Below are 19923 nucleotides of genomic sequence, written 5' to 3' on the forward strand. Positions count from 1 at the left end.
GGGGGGCGGGCGGGGGGGGGGGGGGGGGGGGGGCTTTTTTTTGTGGCCCCGGGCCCCCCCCCGCCCCCCCACCACGGCACGCCGTTCCGCCTGCTTGTGTGCGAGTTTCAGGCGGTGGGGTATAAGCTGGTGTCCTACGACGACAAGCAGCATGCCGGGGGCTATCTGGCGCGCTTCGTGCCAAGCGGGAAACGGCCCGAGCCCGACGCGATTACGGTATGCGATAATCCGTGAAATAGTCGTCGCCCCCGCGAAGGCGGGGCCGCTAACGTTTTACTCGGCTTGGACAGGAAAGACCGCTCGCGGCCCCCGCCTTGGCAGGGGGCGACGCTTTTTAATAAACCACCAACCGGTCCGTATCGCCAATCTCGGCCATAAAGCTCACCAGTCCGCCGCTGCGCACCTGCGGCACCAGTTCGTTTGCCGTCATCCCGATCAGCGCCATGCCTGACTGGCAGACGGTCAGCTTCACATGCATCGCCATCGCCTCGGCGATCAGCGACACCAGATCGGGCTGCCCCGCGCCGCGCCGCGCCGCATCGCCGGCAAAGGCGACGGGGGTGCGCAGCAGCGCCGCCGCTGGTCCTTGCAGGAATATCCGCGCCGCCCGGCCGAGCGCCGCGGCCGCGGCCGCCGTCTCGAGCGCGGCGTAGAAATGCTCGCCATCGGCCGACGCAATGATGATGCTCAGTCCCGGCATATCGGACACTCCGGATCCTTGGCGACGGCGACCTCGCGCCAGCGTCGGTCGAGCATGTCGATGATCGCCAGCCGCCCTGCCAAGGCCGAACCCCAGCCGGTCAGCGCGCGCACCGCCTCCAGCGCCGCCATCGTCCCGATCATCCCTGCGAGCGCGCCCATCACTCCGGTCTCGGCGCAATTGAGCCCCTCTTGGTTGGGATCGTCGCCGACCAGGCAGGCGTAACAGGGGCGGCCTGCGCGCCAGCCCTCGTACAGCGCGACCTGTCCCTCGAACGCCCCGATCGCGGCGCTGAGCAGCGGGATATGCAAAGCTACGGCGGCGTGGTTGACCGCGAGCCGGGTGGCAAAATTGTCGCAGCCATCGAGGATCAGGCTCGCGCTGCCCAGCAAAGCCGAAGCGTTGCCGATATCGAGCCGTTCGGCGGCCGCGACCGCCTCGACATGCGGGTTGATCTGCCGCGCGGCATCCGCCGCCACCGCTGCTTTGGATGCGCCGATGTCGGCATCGATGAACAGCGGTTGGCGCTGCAGGTTCGAAAGCTCGACGACATCATCATCGATGATTGTCAGTCGGCCGACCCCCGCCGCCGCCAGATAGGTGATTGCAGGACAGCCGATTCCGCCCGCCCCGACGACGGTGACATGCGCGGCCTTCAGCTTCGCCTGTCCGGCACCGCCAAACGCGGGCAGAATGATCTGGCGCGCGTAACGGTCGAGTTCGGCGTTGCTGAGCAAGCTACTCGCTCGATCGCCGGGTCTTGATGCCCGACAGCGACGCAAGCCCTTCGGCAGCGGCGGTTTCGTCAACGGGTTCGCTCTCAATGCCGGTGGACCCGAACCCACCCGCGCCGCGCGACGTTTCGTCGAGCGTCGTGACCTCGGCAAAGGTCGCGCGCTGGACGGGTGCGGGAACCAGCTGCGCGATGCGGTCGCCCCGTTTCACCTCGAAATTATCCTCGCCCAGATTGGCCAGAATCACCTTCACCTCCCCGCGATAATCGCTGTCGATCGTCCCCGGCGTGTTGAGGCACGTGATGCCATGCTTGAGCGCGAGCCCCGATCGCGGGCGCACCTGCACCTCAAATCCCGGCGGGATGGCCATCGCGAACCCGGTTGCGACCGCATGGCGCGTGCCGGGGCGGATCGTCAGCGATTCGGCCGCGACCACATCCATCCCCGCCGCGCCATCGCTGGCATAGGCGGGCAGGGGCAGTCCGCCGCCATTGGGCAGGCGCTGGATGCGAATTTCAATCGGACTGGCGGGGGCTACGCGCATCGAGCTCATTGGCGATCTTTTCCATCAATTTGCGGGCGACGGCGGCTTTGGGCAGTCGGTCCCAGCTGTCTATCCCGTCTTTGCTAACGATATGCACCCGGTTGCTCTCGCCGCCCATCGGGTCGGCGGCGACGTCGTTGGCGACGATCCAGTCGCACCCTTTGCGCGCCAGTTTTGCCTCGGCATGCGCGATGACGTTGGTGGTTTCGGCGGCAAAGCCGATCAGCAGCGTGGGGCGCTCGGCGCTTTTGGCGACACCGGCAAGAATGTCAGGATTCTCGGCCAGCGCGAGCGGCGGGACGGCGCCGCTGCCGTCCTTCTTGATCTTCTGGCCCGAGGGTTCGGCGGCGCGCCAGTCGGCGACCGCGGCGACCATGATCGCGGCGTCAACCGGCAGGCCTTGTCGCACTTCTTCAGCCATTTCGACTGCGGTCTCGACATCGACGCGGATGACGCCCGGCGGGGTGGGCAGCGGCACGGGTCCGGCGATCAGCAGCACCTCGGCCCCCGCTGCAGCGGCGGCCTCGGCGATCGCAAAACCCTGTTTGCCGCTCGACCGGTTGGCGATGTAGCGCACCGGGTCGATCGGTTCGTGCGTCGGTCCGGCGGTGATCAGAATGCGGCGGCCATAGAGCGGACGGTGTTTCGCGGGCGCGAAATCGGGCTGGCCAGCCAGAGGCCGCACCGAGGGGGCAGCTGCCAGCGCGGCATCGATCGCGTCCTTGATCGCCGCCGGTTCGGGCAGCCGTCCCGGCCCAAATTCTCCACACGCCATCTCACCCTCGTCCGGTGCCATCACCGTCACCCCGTCACAGCGCAAGGTTGCGACATTGCGCTGTGTCGCGGGGTGCAGCCACATGCGGACATTCATCGCGGGCGCGGCGAGTACGGGCTTGTCGGTCGCGAGCAGTAGTGTGGTTGCCAGGTCGTCGGCGATCCCCGCCGCCATCTTGGCCATCAAGTCGGCGGTTGCGGGCGCCACGACGACCAGATCGGCCTCGCGCGATAGCTGGATATGCCCCATCTCGACCTCGTCCTTCAGGTCGAAGAGATTGGTGTAAACCTTGTTCTCGCTGAGCGCCGCCAGCGTCAACGGCGTGACAAACTGCTCGCCCGCGCGGGTAATGACGCAGCGCACGACATAGCCCGCCTTACGGAGCAGGCGGACAAGCTCGATGCTCTTGTAAGCGGCGATGCCGCCACCGATGATCAGCAGGATGCGGGGTTTGGTCATAGCGTCAATAACCGGCGAGAAGCATGTCGAGGGCGTTCAGGATTTCGTAGCGCTGGTCAGCGAGCGACGCGATTTTAGGTCCCAGATCGTCTATTCCGACGGCGGATGCCAGCGGGGTTGCGAGCAAATGCTGCTCCCCAGAAATCGCGAAAACGGGATGTAGCCGATCCATTTTTGGTTTGCCCTCCGACGGCAAGAGCGGAATGACAAAACGGGTACCGAAATGACCGAAGAGGTCGGCTTGGCAATCAAGCAATAATGCACCGTCGTGCGGACTGCGGTGGACGTCGAACTGTGCCATCAAAACTGCCGATATTTTGCAAGCGGCAGGCCATTTTCTCGGACATAATCGTTCCACCATTCGATCGCGGCGCGATTTTCTTCCTGCCATTCGGCTTCGCGCGCCTTCTTGACCCCGGCGGCGAGCCCCGATTGGCAAGCTTCACTGACATTGATACCAAGTCGCTTGGCTTCTTCGACCAGATCGACGCTGAGCGATACATTGGTGGGCTTTTTCGGGATCGCTCTTTTTACCGCTTTAAATCGTGCTGGACGGTTCATCGCCATTCTCCGTGCGCATATGATATGCACATTTGAATTTGGATTCAACCCAGCCAGTTGAGCGCCGCAGCCCCCGCCGCGGCGCCTGCTACCGCGGTCAACGCGTAGCGCCACCATCGCCGCGTTTCGCCCTTCTCCCACATCAGCGGGACATCGGGCAGCGGCGGCGCGGGCGGGGCGGCGCCCTTGCGCGGCAATTGCGCGTCAAGGCGGCGGATGATGTCGGGGATCAGCGCCAGCGTCTTGCCCTGTTCGCGAATACCGTCGGCGAGCGCGGCTTCGGGGCCGAGCTCGTCGCGGATCCATTCCTTCACGAAAGGCCCCGACACGTCCCACATATTGATCCGGGGGTTGAGCATCGTCGCGACCCCCTCGACCATCACCATCGTCTTTTGCAGCAGCAGCAAATGCGGCTGCGTTTGCATGTCGAAATCGCGGGTAATCGCGAACAGCCCGTCGAGCATCTGCCCGACCGACAGCTCGCTCACCGGTTTGCCGCGCATCGGCTCGCCCACCGCGCGCAGCGCCGTCGCGAACTCCTCGACGTTGTGATAATCGGGGACGTATTGGGCCTCGAAATGAATCTCGGCGACGCGGCGGTAATTGCCGGTGGTCAGCCCGTATAGAATTTCGGCGAGCCAATAGCGCGCCTGCCGATTGATCCTCCCCATGATCCCAAAGTCCACCGCGGCGATCGTGCCATCGGCCTTCACGAACAAATTGCCCTGGTGCATGTCGGCGTGGAAAAACCCCTCGGCGATTGCCTGACGCAGAAAGGCGTGGACCAGATTGCCCGCGAGCTTTTCCATGTCATGCCCGGCCGAGATCAGTGCGTCGCGGTTTGAAATCTTGATGCCGTCGATCCAGTCGAGCGTCATCACTTTGCTCGTCGTGCGGTCCCAGTCGATCGCCGGGACTTCATAGGTCGGCACCCCGACCATCGCGTCCTTGAGTTCGGACGCCGACGCAGCCTCGCGGCGCAGGTCGAGCTCGCGCAAGGTCCAGCGGCGGAAATTGGCAATCACCTGGCGCGGCCGCAGCCGCGTCGCTTCGCCGCCCAGCGCCTCGAGATGTGCCGCCGCCCATTCATAGGTTTCGATGTCGCGCGCGAATTGCTTGTCGATGCCGGGGCGGCGGATCTTGACCGCCACCTGGCGGCCCTCGGTGGTGACGGCGCGATGGACCTGCGCGATCGACGCCGACCCGACCGGGTCGGTATGGAATTCGCGGTAGAGGCTTTCGAGCGGCACCTCGAACGTCGCCTCTATCTCTTGGCGAATGCGCTCGAAGGCGACGGGCGCGAGCGCGTCCTGCAAACTCAGCAAGTTGCGCGCGGCTTCCTCGCCGACCAGATCGGGGCGCGTTGCGAGCGTTTGTCCCAGCTTGACCGCTGCGGGGCCGATCGCCTGGAAGGCGGCAGCATAGTCGGGAATTTTCGGTTGAACCGTGCCGAACCGCGCGATCCGGCACAGCCGCTTCACCCCCGGCGGAGTCTGCGGTGCGGTCTCGATTCCGCGCAGCGCCCCGTGGCGTGCGAGGATACGGCCCCACTTCAGCAGGCGCAGGATATGGGTGACGGGACGGGTCAAGCTTTCCACCCGCTGTGGATCGCGACCAGCCCGCCCATGATCGGCTCGACCTTCACCGCAGTGAAGCCCGCCGCGCCGATCATCTTAGCAAATTCGGGCATCGGCGGGAAACGGCGGATCGATTCGATCAGATAGCGATAGCTGTCTTCGTCCTGCGCGATCAGCTTGCCGAGCTTGGGCACCAGATGGTGCGAGTAAGCGTCATAGGCCTGCGCGAAGCCCGGCCATTGGTTGGTCGAAAACTCCAGGCAGAAAAAGCGCCCGCCATAGCGCAGCACGCGGTGGGCTTCTTTCAGCGCCGCGGGAATGTCGGTCACGTTGCGGATGCCGAACGCGATCGTATAGGCATCGAAAAACTGGTCGGGGAACGACAGGGTCTCGGCATTCTGCTCGCTCCACACCAGCGAATCCACGCCGCGCTCCGCCGCCCGTTCCATGCCGACGCCCAGCATGTCGGGGTTGATGTCGGCGACGGTAATGCTGGCGCCGAATGGCTCCATGCGAAAAGCGATGTCGCCGGTGCCGCCCGCCATATCGAGAATCGCCTCGCCCGCGCGCGGTTTGACCCGGCGCACAAAGCGGTCCTTCCAGAGCCGGTGCATGCCCCCTGACATCGCATCGTTCATGATGTCATATTTACGCGCGACGCGGCTGAACACCTCGCCGACCTTGGCGGTCTTCTCGGTTGCAGGAACCTGTTCATAGCCAAAGCTGACGGTATCGGGAGTGCTCATGGAGTCGCGCCTTGAAGCGGAGAGAAACGAAGTTGCACCGGCCTTTAGCCAAGGGTTGAAGCGCAGGCAAATGGCGCGTAGCCCGATGCGCGATATGCCGGAGCTGCCCGAAGTCGAAACCACCGTCCGCGGCCTGACGCCGCACCTGACCGGCCAGCGGCTGGTGCGCGTCTCGACGCTGCGCCCTGACCTGCGCCGTCCCTTTCCCGTCGACCTTGCGCAGCGGCTCACCGGATCGATCGTCACTGGCCTGTCGCGCCGCGCCAAATATGGCATCATCGCCACGGACCGCGGCGATCATATGATCTTTCACCTCGGCATGTCGGGCAGCTGGCGGATCGGCAACGGCGAGCCCGGCAAACATGATCATCTGCTCATCGACACTATGGCGGGCCAGCGGCTGATGCTGCACGATCCGCGCCGCTTCGGCTCGGTCGATCTGGTCGCGGGTGATCCGCTGACCGGCTTTCCGGCCTTTGTGACGCTCGGCCCCGAGCCTTTGTCCGATGCTTTTGACGTCTCCTATCTTGCGCGGGTGCTCGCGGGGCGCCGTGCGCCGATCAAGGCGATGTTACTCGACCAGACCGTCGTTGCGGGGCTCGGCAATATCTATGTGTGCGAAGCGCTCAACATGGCGCGCATCGCGCCCACCCGCGCCGCCGGCGATGTGTCGCGGGCCAAGCTCGCGGCGCTCGTTCCCGCGATCAAGGCGGTGCTTGAAGCGTCGATCGCCGCGGGCGGCTCGACCCTGCGCGATTACAAACAACCGGATGGCGAGCTCGGCTATTTCGCCAAGAACTGGCGCGTATATGGTCGCGAGGGTGAGGCGTGCGAATGCGGCGGGAGGATTGCGCGGATCGTCCAGAGCGGCCGCTCGACCTTCTCTTGCCCCAAATGCCAGCGCTGATGCGGGGGCTTTTCCGCAAAAGCCATTGACCAACCGGGTCAGTCTGGCTATGCGCGCACCCTTCGAGCAGGGTCCGGGTTACCGGAACCGGTCGTATCCGGACATTGATTCGCTGCACTCGCGCGATTCGGCTGCTCCGGTGACGCTGCGCTCCGACTGACTTAGACCGTTTGGAAACCGAGGAATTTATGGCCAATACGCCGCAGGCAAAAAAGCGCATCCGCCGCAACACCGCGCGCACCGTCGTCAACAAGAATCGCGTCTCGCGCATCCGTACGCTGGTGAAGAAGGTCGAAAACGCGATCGTCGCGGGTGACAAGGACGCTGCGGCGACCGCGCTGAAGGCGGCTCAGCCCGAAATGGCGCGCGGCGTTGCCAAGGGCGTGCTGCACAAGAACACCGTCGCGCGCAAATTCTCGCGCCTGACCAAGAGCGTGAACGCAATCGCCTGATTGCGCTTGTCCCGAAAGGGAACAAAAAAGACCCGCCGGCATCGCGCCCGCGGGTCTTTTTTTGTGCCTCGGATTGTGACCGGATGATGGCAAATGTGTTGCAGCGCGGTAAGTAACGGATTTACGGCGATTCGTTGATCTGCAACCGGATTGTCATATATAAATATCTGAAAACATTGATGAAAACATGGCTTTCGCGCAATTCCGCGACCCGTGTCGAGTCAAGATTTTTATTTCAGTATTTTTACACCGCCGCCCCTTGCTCGACTCGCTTCGCCCTGACTAGACAGGTGCGTCGTCGGCCTTCGCCGGTGGCCGCCACATCGACATGATTCGCACTTCTTCGGGCGCTTGATCCCGGAAAGGATGCTTGCGTCTGCGCGCAAGCGACGACTCGGCGTGTGGAGCGGCCGCGCGAAGGTTTGAGGACGGGGGATCAACGGGGGCGGTGCGGCGTGACAGAGAGCGGAAGACTTCATGGTGATGGTGCAAGGGACGGAGCGATGAGCGGTGACGCTGCGGCGCTCTGGCCGCGCGTCGCCGAAGGCTTGCGCCGTGACCTCGGCGTGCGCACCTTCGACCATTGGCTAAAGCCCGTGCGCTTCGGCGATTATTGCACGCTGTCGGGGGTGGTGACGCTCGAAACCGCCAGCCGCTTTTCGGCCAACTGGATCAACGAACGCTTTGGCGATCGGCTCGAACTGGCGTGGCGTCAGCTGCTGCCCACGGTGCGCAGCGTCACCGTGCGCGGCGGTACCGGCGCGAGCGACCGCGCGGCCATCCTCGCAAGCCCGCCACTGCCGACCTTCGACACCCCGGCAGCGCCGACCCTGTCGGTTCCGTCGCCCTTCGATCCGCGGCTGTCGTTCGACCGCTTCGTCATCGCGCGCAGCAACATTCTTGCCGCCAATGCCGCGCGCCGCATGGCGATGGTCGAAGCGCCGCAGTTCAGCCCGCTCTACCTTTGCTCGGGCACCGGGCAGGGCAAGACGCACCTGCTCCAGGCGATCGCGCAGGATTATGCCGCGGCGCACCCGACCGCGACGATCATCCTGATGTCGGCCGAAAAATTCATGCTCGAATTTGTCGGCGCGATGCGGGGTGGCGACATGATGGCATTCAAGGCGCGGCTGCGCGCCGCCGACCTGCTGCTGCTCGACGATCTGCAATTCGTGATCGGCAAAAATTCGACGCAGGAAGAATTGCTCCACACGATCGACGACCTGATGACCGCAGGCAAGCGTCTCGTGGTCACCGCCGACCGCCCGCCTTCGATGCTCGACGGGGTCGAGGCGCGGTTGCTGTCGCGGCTGTCGGGTGGGCTGGTTGCCGACATCGAGGCGCCCGAGGATGATCTGCGCGAACGGATCATCCGCCAGCGTCTCGCGCTGATGCCGATGCTCGACGTCCCCGACGATGTCGTCGCTTATCTGGTCAAGCATTTCACGCGCAACATCCGCGAGCTTGAGGGCGCGCTCAACAAGCTGCTCGCCTACGCGGCGCTCACCGGGACGACGGTGGACTTAAGGCTCGCCGAAGACCGGCTCGCCGAAAATGTCCGCACCGCGCGCCCGCGGATCACGATCGACGAGATCCAGCGCGCGGTCTGCGCCCACTATCGGCTCGACAAGTCCGAAATGGCGTCTAAGCGCCGCGTCCGCGCGATCGCCCGCCCGCGTCAGGTCGCGATGTATCTGGCGAAAGAACTGACGCCGCGCTCCTATCCCGAAATCGGGCGCCGCTTTGGCGGGCGCGATCATAGTACGGTGATCCACGCGGTGCGCACGGTCGAGGCGCTGCGCGTCGCTGATAGCGAACTTGACGCCGAGATCGCCGCGATCCGGCGCAGTTTAAACAGCTGATCCACCGGGTTATGCCGGGTTTGTCCCCGGGTTTATTCACAGCGCTTGGAGCTTCGCGCCTATCGTCGTCCCCGCGCAGGCGGGCGCCGGCAGCGGCCTTTCCCGGCGTCGCCGCGTAAACCGACAGCGACCCCCGCCTGCGCGGGGGCGACAGTTGGTTCGGCCGCTCCCTCGACATCGCCCCACGCCCCAAAACGAAAAGACCCGCCTTTCGTTTGAAAGGCAGGCCTTTGGCATCAACCTGGCAGCAACCTCACCCCTTCTCGGGCGGTGCCACCGTAATCCGTACCCGCTCGCCCGAATTGCCGGGGAAGCCGGTGAACATCGCCTCGACCAGGTTGGGGACGATCGTTTGCAGATTATTGTCGCGCGACTGCGCCTCGGCATGGCCTTCGAACAGGCGCGAGCCATCGGCGGCGCGGTTGATCTGCAGATTGAGGCCGCTGGTATAGACTGTGTAGCTGCTGACGTCGTTATAGCCGCCGAAGCCGGGCCCGAAACCACCCCACAGGAACGGGTCGCGATAGCCGTAAACATAACGGCGCCCGCCACGACCCGTGACGATCACCGGGCGATAGAAACCGCGGCCATAATAGCCGCCGTAACCGCCATACCAGGGGTCGCCAAAGCCGGGGCTCGACACGACGCGCTCGCGCCCCTTGTCGACGCCATAGTCCATGCGCACGACCAGATCGGCGCTTTCACTGGGGGCTGCGGGGCGATAGCCGTAGCGGGTCAGTTCGCCCGCGACCAGATTGGCATATTGGCTGAACTCTATCCCGCCAGCGAGCGCCGGGTTGCCGGACTCGACGACAAAGCTTTGGCCCTGCGGCGCGGGCAGCTGCGTCTGAAAGCGGGCGACATCCGCCTTGAACGGCGTCGCGCAACCGGCGAGCGCCAGCGCCGCGCCGGTCATGGCGGCGAGGCCCAGGTGGCGAAGGTTGAACTTGCTCATCATGGTGGCTCCGTAAATTCGTCGGCGCACAAAGGTCGCGCCCTTATCCCCTAGACTAAGCGGCAACGGCTTAACCTTGGTTGAACCCGGTTTATCGCAGCTTGGTTCCAAAACAAGATATCGAGTGTCGCCGCCAATTAGCAAGCTCGGTCAGGAATTTAGCGACACAGCCCGAGCGCCGCATAAGCCGCGTCGATCGTCGGCCGCGCCAGCGTTGTCGCGCGGGCCGCGCCATCCTCCAGCGCCGCGTCAATCGCCGCCGGATCGGCTTTGAGTGCGGTCAGCCGCGTCGCGATCGGCCGCAGGCTTTCGACGAGCAGCTCGCCGAGTGCGGGCTTGAACGCGCCGAAACCCTGCCCGGCAAAGCGCGTCAGCACCCCATCGACGCTTTCGTCAGCCATCGCGGCATAGATCGACACCAGATTTTTCGCCTCCGCGCGCCCTTCCAGCCCCGCGGCCTCCGACGGCAGCGGTTCGGCATCGGTCTTTGCCTTCCGGATCTTCGCCATAATCGTGTCGGCATCGTCGACCAGATTGATGCGGCTCGCATCGCTCGGGTCCGATTTCGACATTTTGGCATTGCCGTCGCGCAAGCTCATGATCCGCGCCGCGGTCGGCGGGATCGTCGGTTCGGGCAGGGTGAAGGTCTCGGTCGCGGTGTCGAGGTTGAATTTGGTTGCGATGTCGCGCGCCAGCTCGAGATGCTGCTTCTGGTCGTCGCCGACCGGCACATGCGTCGTCTGGTACAGCAGCACATCCGCCGCCTGCAGCACCGGATAGGCAAAAAGCCCGACGCTGGCGCCTTCGCGATTCTTGCCCGACTTTTCTTTGAACTGGGTCATCCGGTTCAGCCAGCCGATCCGCGCGGTGCAAAACAACAGCCAGCCAAGCTCGGCATGCGCGGGGACGCGCGCCTGATTGAACAGGATCGCTTTCGCCGGGTCGATCCCCGCGGCCATCAGCGCCGCCGCCATCTCGCGCGTGTTCGCGGTCAGTTCGGCGGGGTCGTTATGAACGGTGATCGCGTGCAGGTCGGCCAGGAAATAGAGCTTTTCGCCCGGCATCTCGTCCTGCATCCGCACCCAATTGCGGATCGCGCCGAGATAATTGCCTAGGTGCAAATTTCCTGTGGGCTGAATGCCCGATAACGTCCGCATCATATCTATCCTGTTAGAGTTTGCGCCGGCGCAGCTGGCCGATGGTGTCGCGATTGACCACGCCGAACTGCATGGCGCAACCAAAGAATATGAGGCCGCCCAGCCCGACGATCGCGCCGAGCGCGACGATCCGCTCGACCACCCCGCTGACAAAGGCGTCGCCCGCCAGCGGGATCGCAAAAGTGAGCGCTGCCGCCATCGCTGCGGCAGCCAGGACAATGCGTGCGATCCGTCCGGCGACCTGTCCGCTCAGGCGGAACAGCCCGCGGCGATGCAGGATCGTGTAAAGCATCGCAACGTTGCACCACGCCGCAATCGACCCCGCCAGCGCCAGTCCGACGATACCGAGCGGCGGGATCAGCAGCAGGTTGAGACCGATATTGATCAGCAGCGAAATCGCAGCGGTCCACACCGGCGTCCGCGTGTCCTTGCGTGCAAAGAAATTGGGGACCAGCACCTTGACCAGCACATAGGCGGGCAGCCCGACGACCAGTCCGCCGACGACCGCGCCGGTCGCCAGCCCATCGGCGACGCTATATTGGCCGCCGACGTAAAAGGCACTGGTGATCGCCGGTCCTGCAATGAACAGCGCGACCGCCGCGGGGACGGTCAGCAGCATCGCAAGCTCGACCGCATTGCTTTGCAACCGCGATGCGCCGTCGCGGTCGTCCAGCGCCACGAACCGCGACAGCGCGGGCAAGATCGCGGTCCCAAGCGCAATGCCGATGATGCCGAGCGGCAGCTGGTTCAGCCGGTCGGCCATCGCCAAATAGGTGATGCTCTTGTCGGGCAGCATCGCGATGAAGAACAGGTCGACGAAGCGGCTGATCTGATAGACCCCGGCGCCGAACACCGCGGGCAGAATCAGCACCCCCATTTCGCGCACGTCGGGGGTCAGCCGGGGGCGGCGAAGCGAGGGGCGAAAGCCCGAACGCCGAACCCAGAACAGCAACCATACCAGCTGGAACAGTCCCGAAATCGACACCGAGATCGCAAGATACAGGCCTGTGGTGGCCTTCGCGGCTTCACCGCCATCGCCCGTGAACATTCCGATCAGCAGCGCCGCAACCAGACAAATGTTGAGCAGAATCGGCGCCGCCGCCGCGGCGGCAAAGCGCGACAGGCTGTTCAGGATCGCCGCGAACAGCGTCGCGACGCTCATGAACGCCAGATAGGGAAAGGCGATGCGCGCCATGGCGACAGTCAGGTCGAATTTTTCGCGGTCGGCGCGCAATGCCTCGCTCGCGAACACATTCATGATCCACGGCATGATGATCAGCAGCAGTGCCGAAAAACCGATCAGGATCGGGATCAGCACCGCCAGCACGGCATCGGCAAAGGCGCGCGCCTCGCTATGGTCGCCCTCCTTCGTCATCCGCTGGTTGAATAACGGGACAAAGGCGGCGGCAAAGGCGCCCTCGGCGAACAGGCGGCGAAAGATGTTGGGCAGCTGGAACGCCAGCTGCCACGCATCGGCCACGCCGCCCGCGCCGAGGATGCGGCTGAGCAGCATGTCGCGTGCGAAACCGAAAATGCGACTGACCATCGTCAGCCCGCCGATCGTCCCGACGCTTTTGAGCAGGCCGCTCATCGGGTCAGCCCGCCCGCCCGATCGTGGTTACGCCTGGCCAACCGGCGCGACGTTGCCCGCCTGTTCGGCTTCGACCTGCTGAACCTGCTGCATGAACAGGCCGTGGAAATCGATCGGTTCGAGCAGGAGCGGCGCGAAACCGCCGTCGCGCACGGCATCGGCGACGACGCGGCGGGCAAAGGGGAACAGGATGCGCGGGGCTTCGGCCAGGAAGAACGGCTGCAACTGGTCTTCGGGGACGTTGCGGACGCCGAACAGGCCGGCGTATTTCAGCTCGATCACGAACATCGTACCCGCGTCGGCTTTCGATGTGACATCGATCTTCAACGACACTTCAAACAGGCTGTCGCCGACGCTGTCGGCGGCGATGTTGAACTGGACGTCGATCTGCGGCGAGTCCTGCCACTGATACACCGCGGGCGCGTTCGGATTTTCGAACGACAGGTCTTTCACATATTGCGAAATCAGGCCGATCGCCGGGCTGGTGTCTTCGCCATTGGGCTGCAGGGCGGGGTTGTTGATGTCGGCGCTCGTCTCGTCAGCCATGGTGCAATGCTTTCGCTCGAAAAGATGAAACAGGTCCGCGCCACGGCCGTGTCCGGTCCGCGACAGACGGTTGCGGCGGCGCTTAGCAGCGCGCGCCAGCCAGCACAATGGGGGCGCGGCAGGGCTTTCGCAGGGGTGAATCGTTGACCTGCCGCCATGCTGCGGCCATGGCGTTTGAAACTTCGCCGTGCATCGCCTATGTATTGGCTTCTATGTTTCCATTGCCCGCATTGGACTTTTGCCCGTGACTGCTTTTTCGATCGTCTTGCTCGCCATGATTGCCGCGTTCCTCGGCATGCGGCTGTACTCGGTACTCGGCAAGCGCACCGGGCATGAACAGGAACCCGTTCTGCCGCGCCGCGACGAGCGCGCACCACCTGCGCCGGTGCGTCTGGAGGATGGCGAAACGCAGTCGCCGTCGGTTGGCGCGCCCGACACGTCGGGCCTGGTTTACGAACCCGCTGCCGAAATCGGCCTGCGCCAGCTGCTCGCCAGTGACCGCAATTTTGATGCCGGCCGCTTCATGGAAGGCGCCGAAGCGGCGTATCGCATGATCCTCGAAGCCTATTGGAAGGGCGATCGCGATACGCTGCGCGACCTGTGCGACGATGACAGCTACGAAGCCTTTGTCGAGGCGATCGAGGCGCGCGACGCCCGCGGCGAAAAGCTCGAAAACCGGCTGGTCGGGATCGAATCGGCCAAGATCACCGCGGTCGAAATGGACCGCAAGGAAGCGCGCGTCACTGTGCGCTATCAGGCCGACATCAGCGCTATCACCCGCGACGCCGATGGCAAGCTGATCGCCGGGTCGATGAGCGACGCGTCGCGCACCGACGATCTGTGGACCTTCCGCCGCGCCATCGGCAGCGACGATCCCAACTGGCTGCTCGACGAAATCGAAGCAGCCTGACGGCCATGCCCGCGCTTGGCTCGTTCGGTATGCGCCGGACGCGGGTTTTCGGATTCTCTTTTCTCGTTGTGCTGCCACTGCTCGCAGGCTGCGCGTCGGTAATCCCCGACTCGGGAAGCCGACCGGCGACCACCGCACCCGCGCCGTCGCAGCCGACGACCGCGCCGCGCCCCTATCAGCCGCGCCCTTCCGAAAGCGGCGGCGTCGCAGCCACGCCGATTCCCGCCACCTCACGTCCGCCCTTGCCCGCCGCCGCGGTGCCGACCGAAGCGACAACTGCCGCGACTAGCGGCGTCATCGCCGGACCGGATTTCGCCACGCTCGGGGTGACCCCTGACCAGGCCGCGACCGCGCTCGCGGCGTTCCGCATCAGCTGTCCTTCGGTCCAGCGCCGCGCCGACGTCAGCGGGCTGACGCAGGGCGCCGACTGGGCCGAAAGCTGCAACGCCGCGAAAAACTGGTCCGACAGCGCCGCCTTGGCCTTTTTCACGCGGCATTTTGGGACGGCACAGATCGGCGCCGGGACCGCTTTCGTCACCGGCTATTACGAACCCGAAATCGCCGGATCGCGTGACCGTCGCCCGGGTTATGACATCCCCATCTATCGCCGCCCCGCCGACCTGGTCGACGTCGATCTCGGGCTGTTCTCGGACGAGCTGAAGGGCAAGAAGATCCGCGGCCGTGTCGAGGGCAGCAATCTGGTGCAATATTACGACCGCGCCGCGATCGAAAGCGGCGCGCTCGACGGCCGTGGGCTTGAAATCGCTTATGCCGCCGACGCCGCCGAATTCTTTTTCCTGCAAGTGCAGGGTTCGGGCCGCCTGCGTCTGCCCGACGGCGGCATCATGCGGATTGGTTATGATACGCAGAACGGCCGCGGCTATGTCGGTATCGGCAAGCTGCTGCTCGACCGCGGCGAACTCCAGCGCGGACAGGCGTCGATGCAGGGCATCCTCGATTATCTGCGCGCCGATCCGGTCCGCGGCGCCGCGGTGATGAACGAGAACCCCAGCTGGGTGTTCTTCCGCGAAATCACCGGCCCCGGCCCGCTCGGCGCCATGGGTCTGCCGGTGACCGGCCGCGCCAGCGTTGCCGCCGATCCCAAATATGTGCCGCTCGGTGCCCCCGTTTTCCTCTCGCTCGACCGCGCCGAACCCAATGGCTTGTGGATCGCGCAGGACATCGGTGGCGCGATCAAGGGCGCCAACCGCTTCGACAGCTTCTGGGGAGCGGGCGAGGATGCGCGCGCGATCGCCGGCGGCATGGCGGCGCGCGGATCGGCGCTGCTCCTGCTCCCGCGCGCCAGCATCGCGCGGCTGATTCCGGCGCGCTGACGCCGCGATGGCGCGGCGGCTTGATCCCGACGAAAGTGCGCTGTGGAAAAAGGTCGCGGCGACGGTCAAGCCGCTGACGAAGCCGAACGCCCCGCTCGCGCCCGTTGCCCCGCCGACGATCCGCCCTCCGCAGCCGACCCCGCGCAGCACCGCGCCGCGCGCCGCCGCGCTACCGAGTGCTGCTGCGCCGCTACCACCGCCACGCCGCACCCACAGTGCCGCGACGCTCGACGGCCATTGGGACCGGCGGCTGCGCAAGGGACTGGTGCGCCCCGACCTTAGCATCGACCTGCACGGGCATACGCTGGCGTCGGCGCAGACGCTGCTCGACGATGCGATCAGCCGCGCGCTGATCCGAGGCGCGCGCGTATTGCTCGTGGTCGCGGGACGTCTCCGCCCCGGCGCCGACCGCCTGCCGCAGATGCACGGCGACCCGCGTCCGCGCGGCGCGATCCGCGCATCGTTGCCCGACTGGCTCGCTTATTCGTCCCACGCCGACCAGATCGTCGCGCTGCGCCCCGCGCATATCAGCCATGGCGGCGCGGGCGCGGTCTATGTGATCCTGCGGCGGGCAAAAGAAGATTGATCGCACGCAAAGGCGCGAAGGCGCGAAGAAGAAAAGAGGGTTTCACGCAAAGACACAAGAAGGCGGTTTACACCCGCGTGGCTGGGTGAGGATCACGCGAAGCGCCTTTTTCAAGAGCGCGTGCGGTGACAAGCCTCCGCCGCCAGGTCTGCCTGCCCTCTTTTTGTCTTTGTGTGAGATTATCTTCTTGGCGCCTTCGCGCCTTTGCGCGAAATCAGATTCTGCCCACCAGCGCCCGCATCAACACCCCTCGGTAAATCGCCATCAGCTTGTGCAGATCCGCCACCGCCACCGCTTCATCCAGCTTGTGCATCGTCGCATTGGTCAGTCCGAATTCGACCACGGGACACAGCGCGTGCAGGAAGCGCGCGTCCGATGTACCACCGGTCGTCGACATCTCCGCCACAACGTCGGTCTCGGCATGGATCGCCTCGGCGACCAGCCCCGACAATTCTCCCGGCGGAGTCAGGAATGCTTCGCCCGAAATCTTGCCAAGCACCTTCGCGGCGGGCTCCACGCCATGCGCAATGCGGTCGATCATTGCCACCAGATCGGCGCCGCGATGCCGATCGTTGAAGCGGATCGACAGCCGCGCGCGCGCCGACGCGGGGATGACATTGGTCGCGCCGTTGCCGACCTCGATATCGGTAAATTCGATATTCGACGGCTGGAACCATTCGTTGCCGGTGTCGAGCACCATTGCATCGATCGCCGCCAAAATCTTGACCAGCTTGGGGATCGGATTGTCGGCCAGGTGCGGATAGGCGACATGCCCCTGCGTCCCCGGCACGTCGATCCAGATATTGACCGACCCGCGCCGCCCGATCTTCACCATGTCGCCCAGCCGGTTCACCGACGTCGGTTCGCCGACGACGATCATGTCGGGCACGATCCCGCGTCCCGCCATATGCTCCATCAGCGCGCGGGTGCCGAAAATCGCTGGCCCTTCCTCGTCGCCGGTGATGATCAGGCTGATTGTCCCCGCCTCGACCGGAGTCGCGGCGGCGGCGGCGACGAAAGCCGCAATCGACCCCTTCATGTCGACCGCGCCGCGGCCATAGAGAAGATCGCCGCGGATTTCGGGGGCAAAGGCGTCGCCGGTCCAGCCCACACCCGGCGGCACGACGTCGAGATGCCCGGCAAAACCGAAATGTTTTGGTCCTGAGCCGGTCCGCACTGCGAGCAAATTTTCGACCGGCCCATCGGGCTCGATCCCGTCGATATAGCGCTCAACCGTAAAGCCCAGCGGAATGAGCGCCGCCTCCAGCACGTCGAACACGGCGCCGGTGGCTGGGGTGACGGAGGGCGCGGCAATCAGCGCCTGCGCCAGTTCAACGGGGTCGATGTGCATGGTCATGGTTGCCCTTTACCCGCCGACGCTGCGCGAAGTCGAGCCGATAGAAAAGGGTTCGCACCAAGGCACAAAAACACGAAGGGGCCGAGCAGTATCGCGGCCTTGGCTCTAGTTCTTGGCGCGCAGCGTATTTTCGATGTCGTCTGCGCTGACAAACTGCGATCAATGGCCATTGCCTGCCCTCTTCGTGTCTTCGTGTCTTTGTGCGAAACAAAAGAAGCTGAATCGGCACCCATCCTCGCCGCAACAGGAATCGACCCCATGCCCAAACTCGACCTCGCCACCATCCCGCAAACCAACACTACCGGCTATCCCGCCCCCTATGACGCGCCGGTGCAGGGCCGCTGGTACCGCCGCCTTGCCCCCGCGACCGGCCTCAGCGATTTCGCCGCCAGCCACGTTGTGCTGAAACCCGGCGCCTGGTCGTCGCAGCGCCACTGGCACGATGGCGAGGACGAGATGCTGGTGATGATTTCGGGCGAAGCGACCCTGATCGAAGACGACGGCCGCTGGCCGATGCGCCCCGGCGATATCGCGGTGTGGCCCAAGGGCAGCACCAACGGCCATCATCTGATCAATGAATCGGACGCCGACTGCGTGTTTGTCGCGCTCGGTGGCGGCAAGAAGTACGACACCGGCGGCGGCTATTCGGACATCGACATGCTGTTCGGACCGGATGGCTATTTCCACAAGGATGGTACGCCCTATCCGACATCGCGGATTCCATGAGCACCGCCGACTGGCTTGGTTTCGCGGTGGCGCTTCTGTTGATCGAATTGACCCCCGGTCCGAACATGGCGTGGCTCGCGGCTTTGTCGCTGGGCGAAGGGCGCCGGTCGGGGCTGGCGGCAACAGCGGGGGTTGCCATCGGCCTCTTCGTGAACGCGCTGGCTGCTGCGCTCGGTATCGCTTACATCGTTGCCGAAAGTGTGGCGCTGGCTCAGGCGCTGCGCTGGGGTGGTGCGATCTTTCTATTGTGGCTGGCCTGGCAAAGCTGGCACGATGCAGGCGAAAATTCGCCCGTGATCCTTGGCGGTCCCAGCCGATCGCAACGACATTTCCTGTCGGGCCTGACGGTAAATTTGCTCAATCCAAAAGCGATGCTCTTTTTTGTCGTCGTCATTCCCCAATTCAATGGCGGGGAGATACCGGGCTTCGCGGTGGCCTTCGCGCTTGCTTTGATCAGCATTGTCATCGCCACGGCCGTCCATCTGGCGATTGTCCTTGGTGCCAGCCGGATCGGGGGATGGCTGAGCGATCCGGCGCGCACGCGGACGATCCGGCGCCTGCTGGCGCTCGCGATGGTCGGGATAGCGATCTGGTTCGCGGTGTCGGCGGGGCGTTAGGCTGGCGGCGTGCCCTCGAACTTCTCGATAATCCAGTCCTCGGCTTGTGCGCCGCCGATCCATTCCTGCATGCACGTGTGGCTGATCACTGCCTGCATATAGGCCAGCGCAAAGGGGGGCAGCGGGATTGAGTAAGTGATGAAGCGGGTGACCACCGGCGCGAACATCATGTCGGCGGCCGACCAGTCGCCGAACAGATAATCGCCCTCGCCGCCGAACCGGGCCCGCGCTTCGGCCCAGATTTGCAGGATGCGGACGACATCGGCCTGCACTTCGGGCAGCAGCGGCGCGGCGGGATAGATGCGGCGGATATTCATGCTGTGATTGCGGCGCAGCGCGGCAAAGCTCGAATGCATTTCGGCCGCCATCGACCGCGCCATCGCGCGCGCCGCCACATTGTCCGGCCAATATCCCTTCGTCCCGCCGGTCTTTTCACTGAGATAGTCGATAATCGCCAGACTGTCCCACACGACGATGTCGTCGCCGTCCCACAGGATCGGCACTTTGCCGCCCGACGGCGCAAATTCGTCACCCTCGCGGCGTTGGTTCCATTCCTCGTCATAGAGCGGGACGGTGATTTCTTCGAACGGGAGGCCGCTATGCTTGGCGGCGAGCCAGCCACGCAGGCTCCAACTGGAATAGGCCTTGTTGCCGATGAACAGTTTCATGGGGTCTCCCTTTTTCCCTCTCGGAGGGAGAGGGTTGCGAAGACTTGGCAGCCTGCTGCCTAGTCGAAGCTGGGTGAGGGGCGACGCTGGCGTCCCTGCCCTCACCAAGTTGCGGTAGGCCCGGCTTCGTCGGTCGAACCTTCACTATCCCCTCCCTCA

At 64.8% G+C, this 19923-nt stretch carries 21 protein-coding genes and 2 pseudogenes; 9 read left to right on the plus strand and 14 right to left on the minus strand.

The window, feature by feature from the left end; genetic code table 11:
• Positions 1-234 (plus strand): annotated as a pseudogene (locus tag K0M74_RS00020) (hypothetical protein); the annotation flags it as partial.
• A 100-nt stretch (positions 235-334) separates the two neighbouring features.
• Here the strand turns inward: K0M74_RS00020 and K0M74_RS00025 are convergent.
• The 8 genes and pseudogenes from K0M74_RS00025 to K0M74_RS00060 form a co-directional block, all read right to left on the minus strand.
• Positions 335-700, minus strand: a complete 366-nt coding sequence (locus tag K0M74_RS00025) for a DsrE family protein (protein WP_293966807.1) — start codon at positions 698-700, stop codon at positions 335-337.
• A complete protein-coding gene (moeB, locus tag K0M74_RS00030) occupies positions 688-1437 on the minus strand; it encodes a molybdopterin-synthase adenylyltransferase MoeB (RefSeq protein ID WP_293966751.1) in 750 nt (249 codons plus the stop codon). Before moeB ends, K0M74_RS00025 begins: the two co-directional genes overlap by 13 nt.
• A gap of 88 nt (positions 1438-1525) precedes the next feature.
• A pseudogene (gene dut / locus K0M74_RS00035) lies at positions 1526-1978 on the minus strand (dUTP diphosphatase); the annotation flags it as partial.
• On the minus strand, positions 1950-3212 hold the full coding sequence (coaBC, locus tag K0M74_RS00040; RefSeq protein ID WP_293966753.1) for a bifunctional phosphopantothenoylcysteine decarboxylase/phosphopantothenate--cysteine ligase CoaBC: 1263 nt from the start codon (positions 3210-3212) through the stop codon (positions 1950-1952). The gene coaBC and the pseudogene dut, both read right to left, overlap by 29 nt.
• A gap of 4 nt (positions 3213-3216) precedes the next feature.
• Positions 3217-3513: a CcdB family protein gene (locus K0M74_RS00045; RefSeq protein WP_088440117.1), complete on the minus strand. Its 297-nt coding sequence runs from the start codon at positions 3511-3513 to the stop codon at positions 3217-3219.
• Positions 3513-3773 carry a type II toxin-antitoxin system CcdA family antitoxin gene (locus K0M74_RS00050; RefSeq protein WP_293966756.1) on the minus strand — a complete coding sequence of 87 codons (261 nt, stop codon included), beginning with the start codon at positions 3771-3773 and terminating at the stop codon, positions 3513-3515. The genes K0M74_RS00045 and K0M74_RS00050 overlap by 1 nt, the downstream gene beginning before the upstream one ends.
• A 44-nt stretch (positions 3774-3817) precedes the next feature.
• On the minus strand, positions 3818-5362 hold the full coding sequence (gene ubiB, locus K0M74_RS00055) for a 2-polyprenylphenol 6-hydroxylase (protein ID WP_293966757.1): 1545 nt from the start codon (positions 5360-5362) through the stop codon (positions 3818-3820).
• Positions 5359-6096, minus strand: coding sequence for a class I SAM-dependent methyltransferase (locus K0M74_RS00060; protein ID WP_293966759.1), 738 nt, complete (start codon positions 6094-6096; stop codon positions 5359-5361). Before K0M74_RS00060 ends, ubiB begins: the two co-directional genes overlap by 4 nt.
• Before the next feature lie 94 nt (positions 6097-6190).
• Between K0M74_RS00060 and mutM the strand changes: the two genes are divergently transcribed.
• From mutM to dnaA, 3 genes are all read left to right on the plus strand, one after another.
• Positions 6191-7003 (plus strand): bifunctional DNA-formamidopyrimidine glycosylase/DNA-(apurinic or apyrimidinic site) lyase, encoded by an 813-nt coding sequence (mutM, locus tag K0M74_RS00065; protein WP_293966808.1) that lies wholly within the window; start codon positions 6191-6193, stop codon positions 7001-7003.
• 188 nt (positions 7004-7191) lie between these two features.
• Positions 7192-7455, plus strand: a complete 264-nt coding sequence (rpsT, locus tag K0M74_RS00070; RefSeq protein WP_088440120.1) for a 30S ribosomal protein S20 — start codon at positions 7192-7194, stop codon at positions 7453-7455.
• 503 nt (positions 7456-7958) lie between these two features.
• Positions 7959-9317 (plus strand): chromosomal replication initiator protein DnaA, encoded by a 1359-nt coding sequence (gene dnaA / locus K0M74_RS00075; RefSeq protein WP_293966761.1) that lies wholly within the window; start codon positions 7959-7961, stop codon positions 9315-9317.
• Positions 9318-9570: 253 nt separating this feature from the next.
• Here dnaA and K0M74_RS00080 read toward each other — a convergent pair whose 3' ends face one another.
• The 4 genes from K0M74_RS00080 to secB form a co-directional block, all read right to left on the minus strand.
• Positions 9571-10272 (minus strand): DUF4136 domain-containing protein, encoded by a 702-nt coding sequence (locus tag K0M74_RS00080; RefSeq protein ID WP_293966763.1) that lies wholly within the window; start codon positions 10270-10272, stop codon positions 9571-9573.
• A 158-nt stretch (positions 10273-10430) separates the two neighbouring features.
• Positions 10431-11429 carry a tryptophan--tRNA ligase gene (trpS, locus tag K0M74_RS00085; protein WP_293966809.1) on the minus strand — a complete coding sequence of 333 codons (999 nt, stop codon included), beginning with the start codon at positions 11427-11429 and terminating at the stop codon, positions 10431-10433.
• A gap of 13 nt (positions 11430-11442) precedes the next feature.
• On the minus strand, positions 11443-13020 hold the full coding sequence (murJ, locus tag K0M74_RS00090; protein ID WP_293966765.1) for a murein biosynthesis integral membrane protein MurJ: 1578 nt from the start codon (positions 13018-13020) through the stop codon (positions 11443-11445).
• Between the two features lie 27 nt (positions 13021-13047).
• On the minus strand, positions 13048-13566 hold the full coding sequence (gene secB / locus K0M74_RS00095) for a protein-export chaperone SecB (RefSeq protein WP_293966767.1): 519 nt from the start codon (positions 13564-13566) through the stop codon (positions 13048-13050).
• A 244-nt stretch (positions 13567-13810) separates the two neighbouring features.
• On the opposite strand from secB, the gene K0M74_RS00100 reads away from it, so the two are divergent.
• The 3 genes from K0M74_RS00100 to K0M74_RS00110 are packed head-to-tail and all read left to right on the plus strand — an operon-like array spanning position 13811 to position 16396.
• Positions 13811-14476 carry a Tim44/TimA family putative adaptor protein gene (locus tag K0M74_RS00100; protein WP_293966769.1) on the plus strand — a complete coding sequence of 222 codons (666 nt, stop codon included), beginning with the start codon at positions 13811-13813 and terminating at the stop codon, positions 14474-14476.
• A 5-nt stretch (positions 14477-14481) separates the two neighbouring features.
• A complete protein-coding gene (locus tag K0M74_RS00105) occupies positions 14482-15810 on the plus strand; it encodes an MltA domain-containing protein (RefSeq protein ID WP_293966771.1) in 1329 nt (442 codons plus the stop codon).
• 7 nt (positions 15811-15817) lie between these two features.
• A complete protein-coding gene (locus tag K0M74_RS00110) occupies positions 15818-16396 on the plus strand; it encodes a Smr/MutS family protein (RefSeq protein WP_293966773.1) in 579 nt (192 codons plus the stop codon).
• A 214-nt stretch (positions 16397-16610) separates the two neighbouring features.
• Here K0M74_RS00110 and dapE read toward each other — a convergent pair whose 3' ends face one another.
• On the minus strand, positions 16611-17753 hold the full coding sequence (gene dapE / locus K0M74_RS00115; RefSeq protein ID WP_293966774.1) for a succinyl-diaminopimelate desuccinylase: 1143 nt from the start codon (positions 17751-17753) through the stop codon (positions 16611-16613).
• Positions 17754-18011: 258 nt separating this feature from the next.
• Between dapE and K0M74_RS00120 the strand changes: the two genes are divergently transcribed.
• Both K0M74_RS00120 and K0M74_RS00125 read left to right on the plus strand, forming a co-directional pair.
• On the plus strand, positions 18012-18479 hold the full coding sequence (locus K0M74_RS00120; RefSeq protein ID WP_293966776.1) for a cupin domain-containing protein: 468 nt from the start codon (positions 18012-18014) through the stop codon (positions 18477-18479).
• Complete coding sequence (locus K0M74_RS00125; RefSeq protein WP_293966779.1) at positions 18476-19096, plus strand: LysE family translocator; 621 nt, start codon at positions 18476-18478, stop codon at positions 19094-19096. Before K0M74_RS00120 ends, K0M74_RS00125 begins: the two co-directional genes overlap by 4 nt.
• Here the strand turns inward: K0M74_RS00125 and K0M74_RS00130 are convergent.
• On the minus strand, positions 19093-19764 hold the full coding sequence (locus K0M74_RS00130; RefSeq protein WP_293966781.1) for a glutathione S-transferase family protein: 672 nt from the start codon (positions 19762-19764) through the stop codon (positions 19093-19095). The two genes, K0M74_RS00125 and K0M74_RS00130, sit on opposite strands and share 4 nt — an antisense overlap.
• Positions 19765-19923: the final 159 nt, after the last annotated feature.

Origin of the sequence: Sphingopyxis sp., assembly GCF_019459305.1 — a bacterium.
In the GTDB taxonomy this organism is placed as follows: domain Bacteria; phylum Pseudomonadota; class Alphaproteobacteria; order Sphingomonadales; family Sphingomonadaceae; genus Sphingopyxis.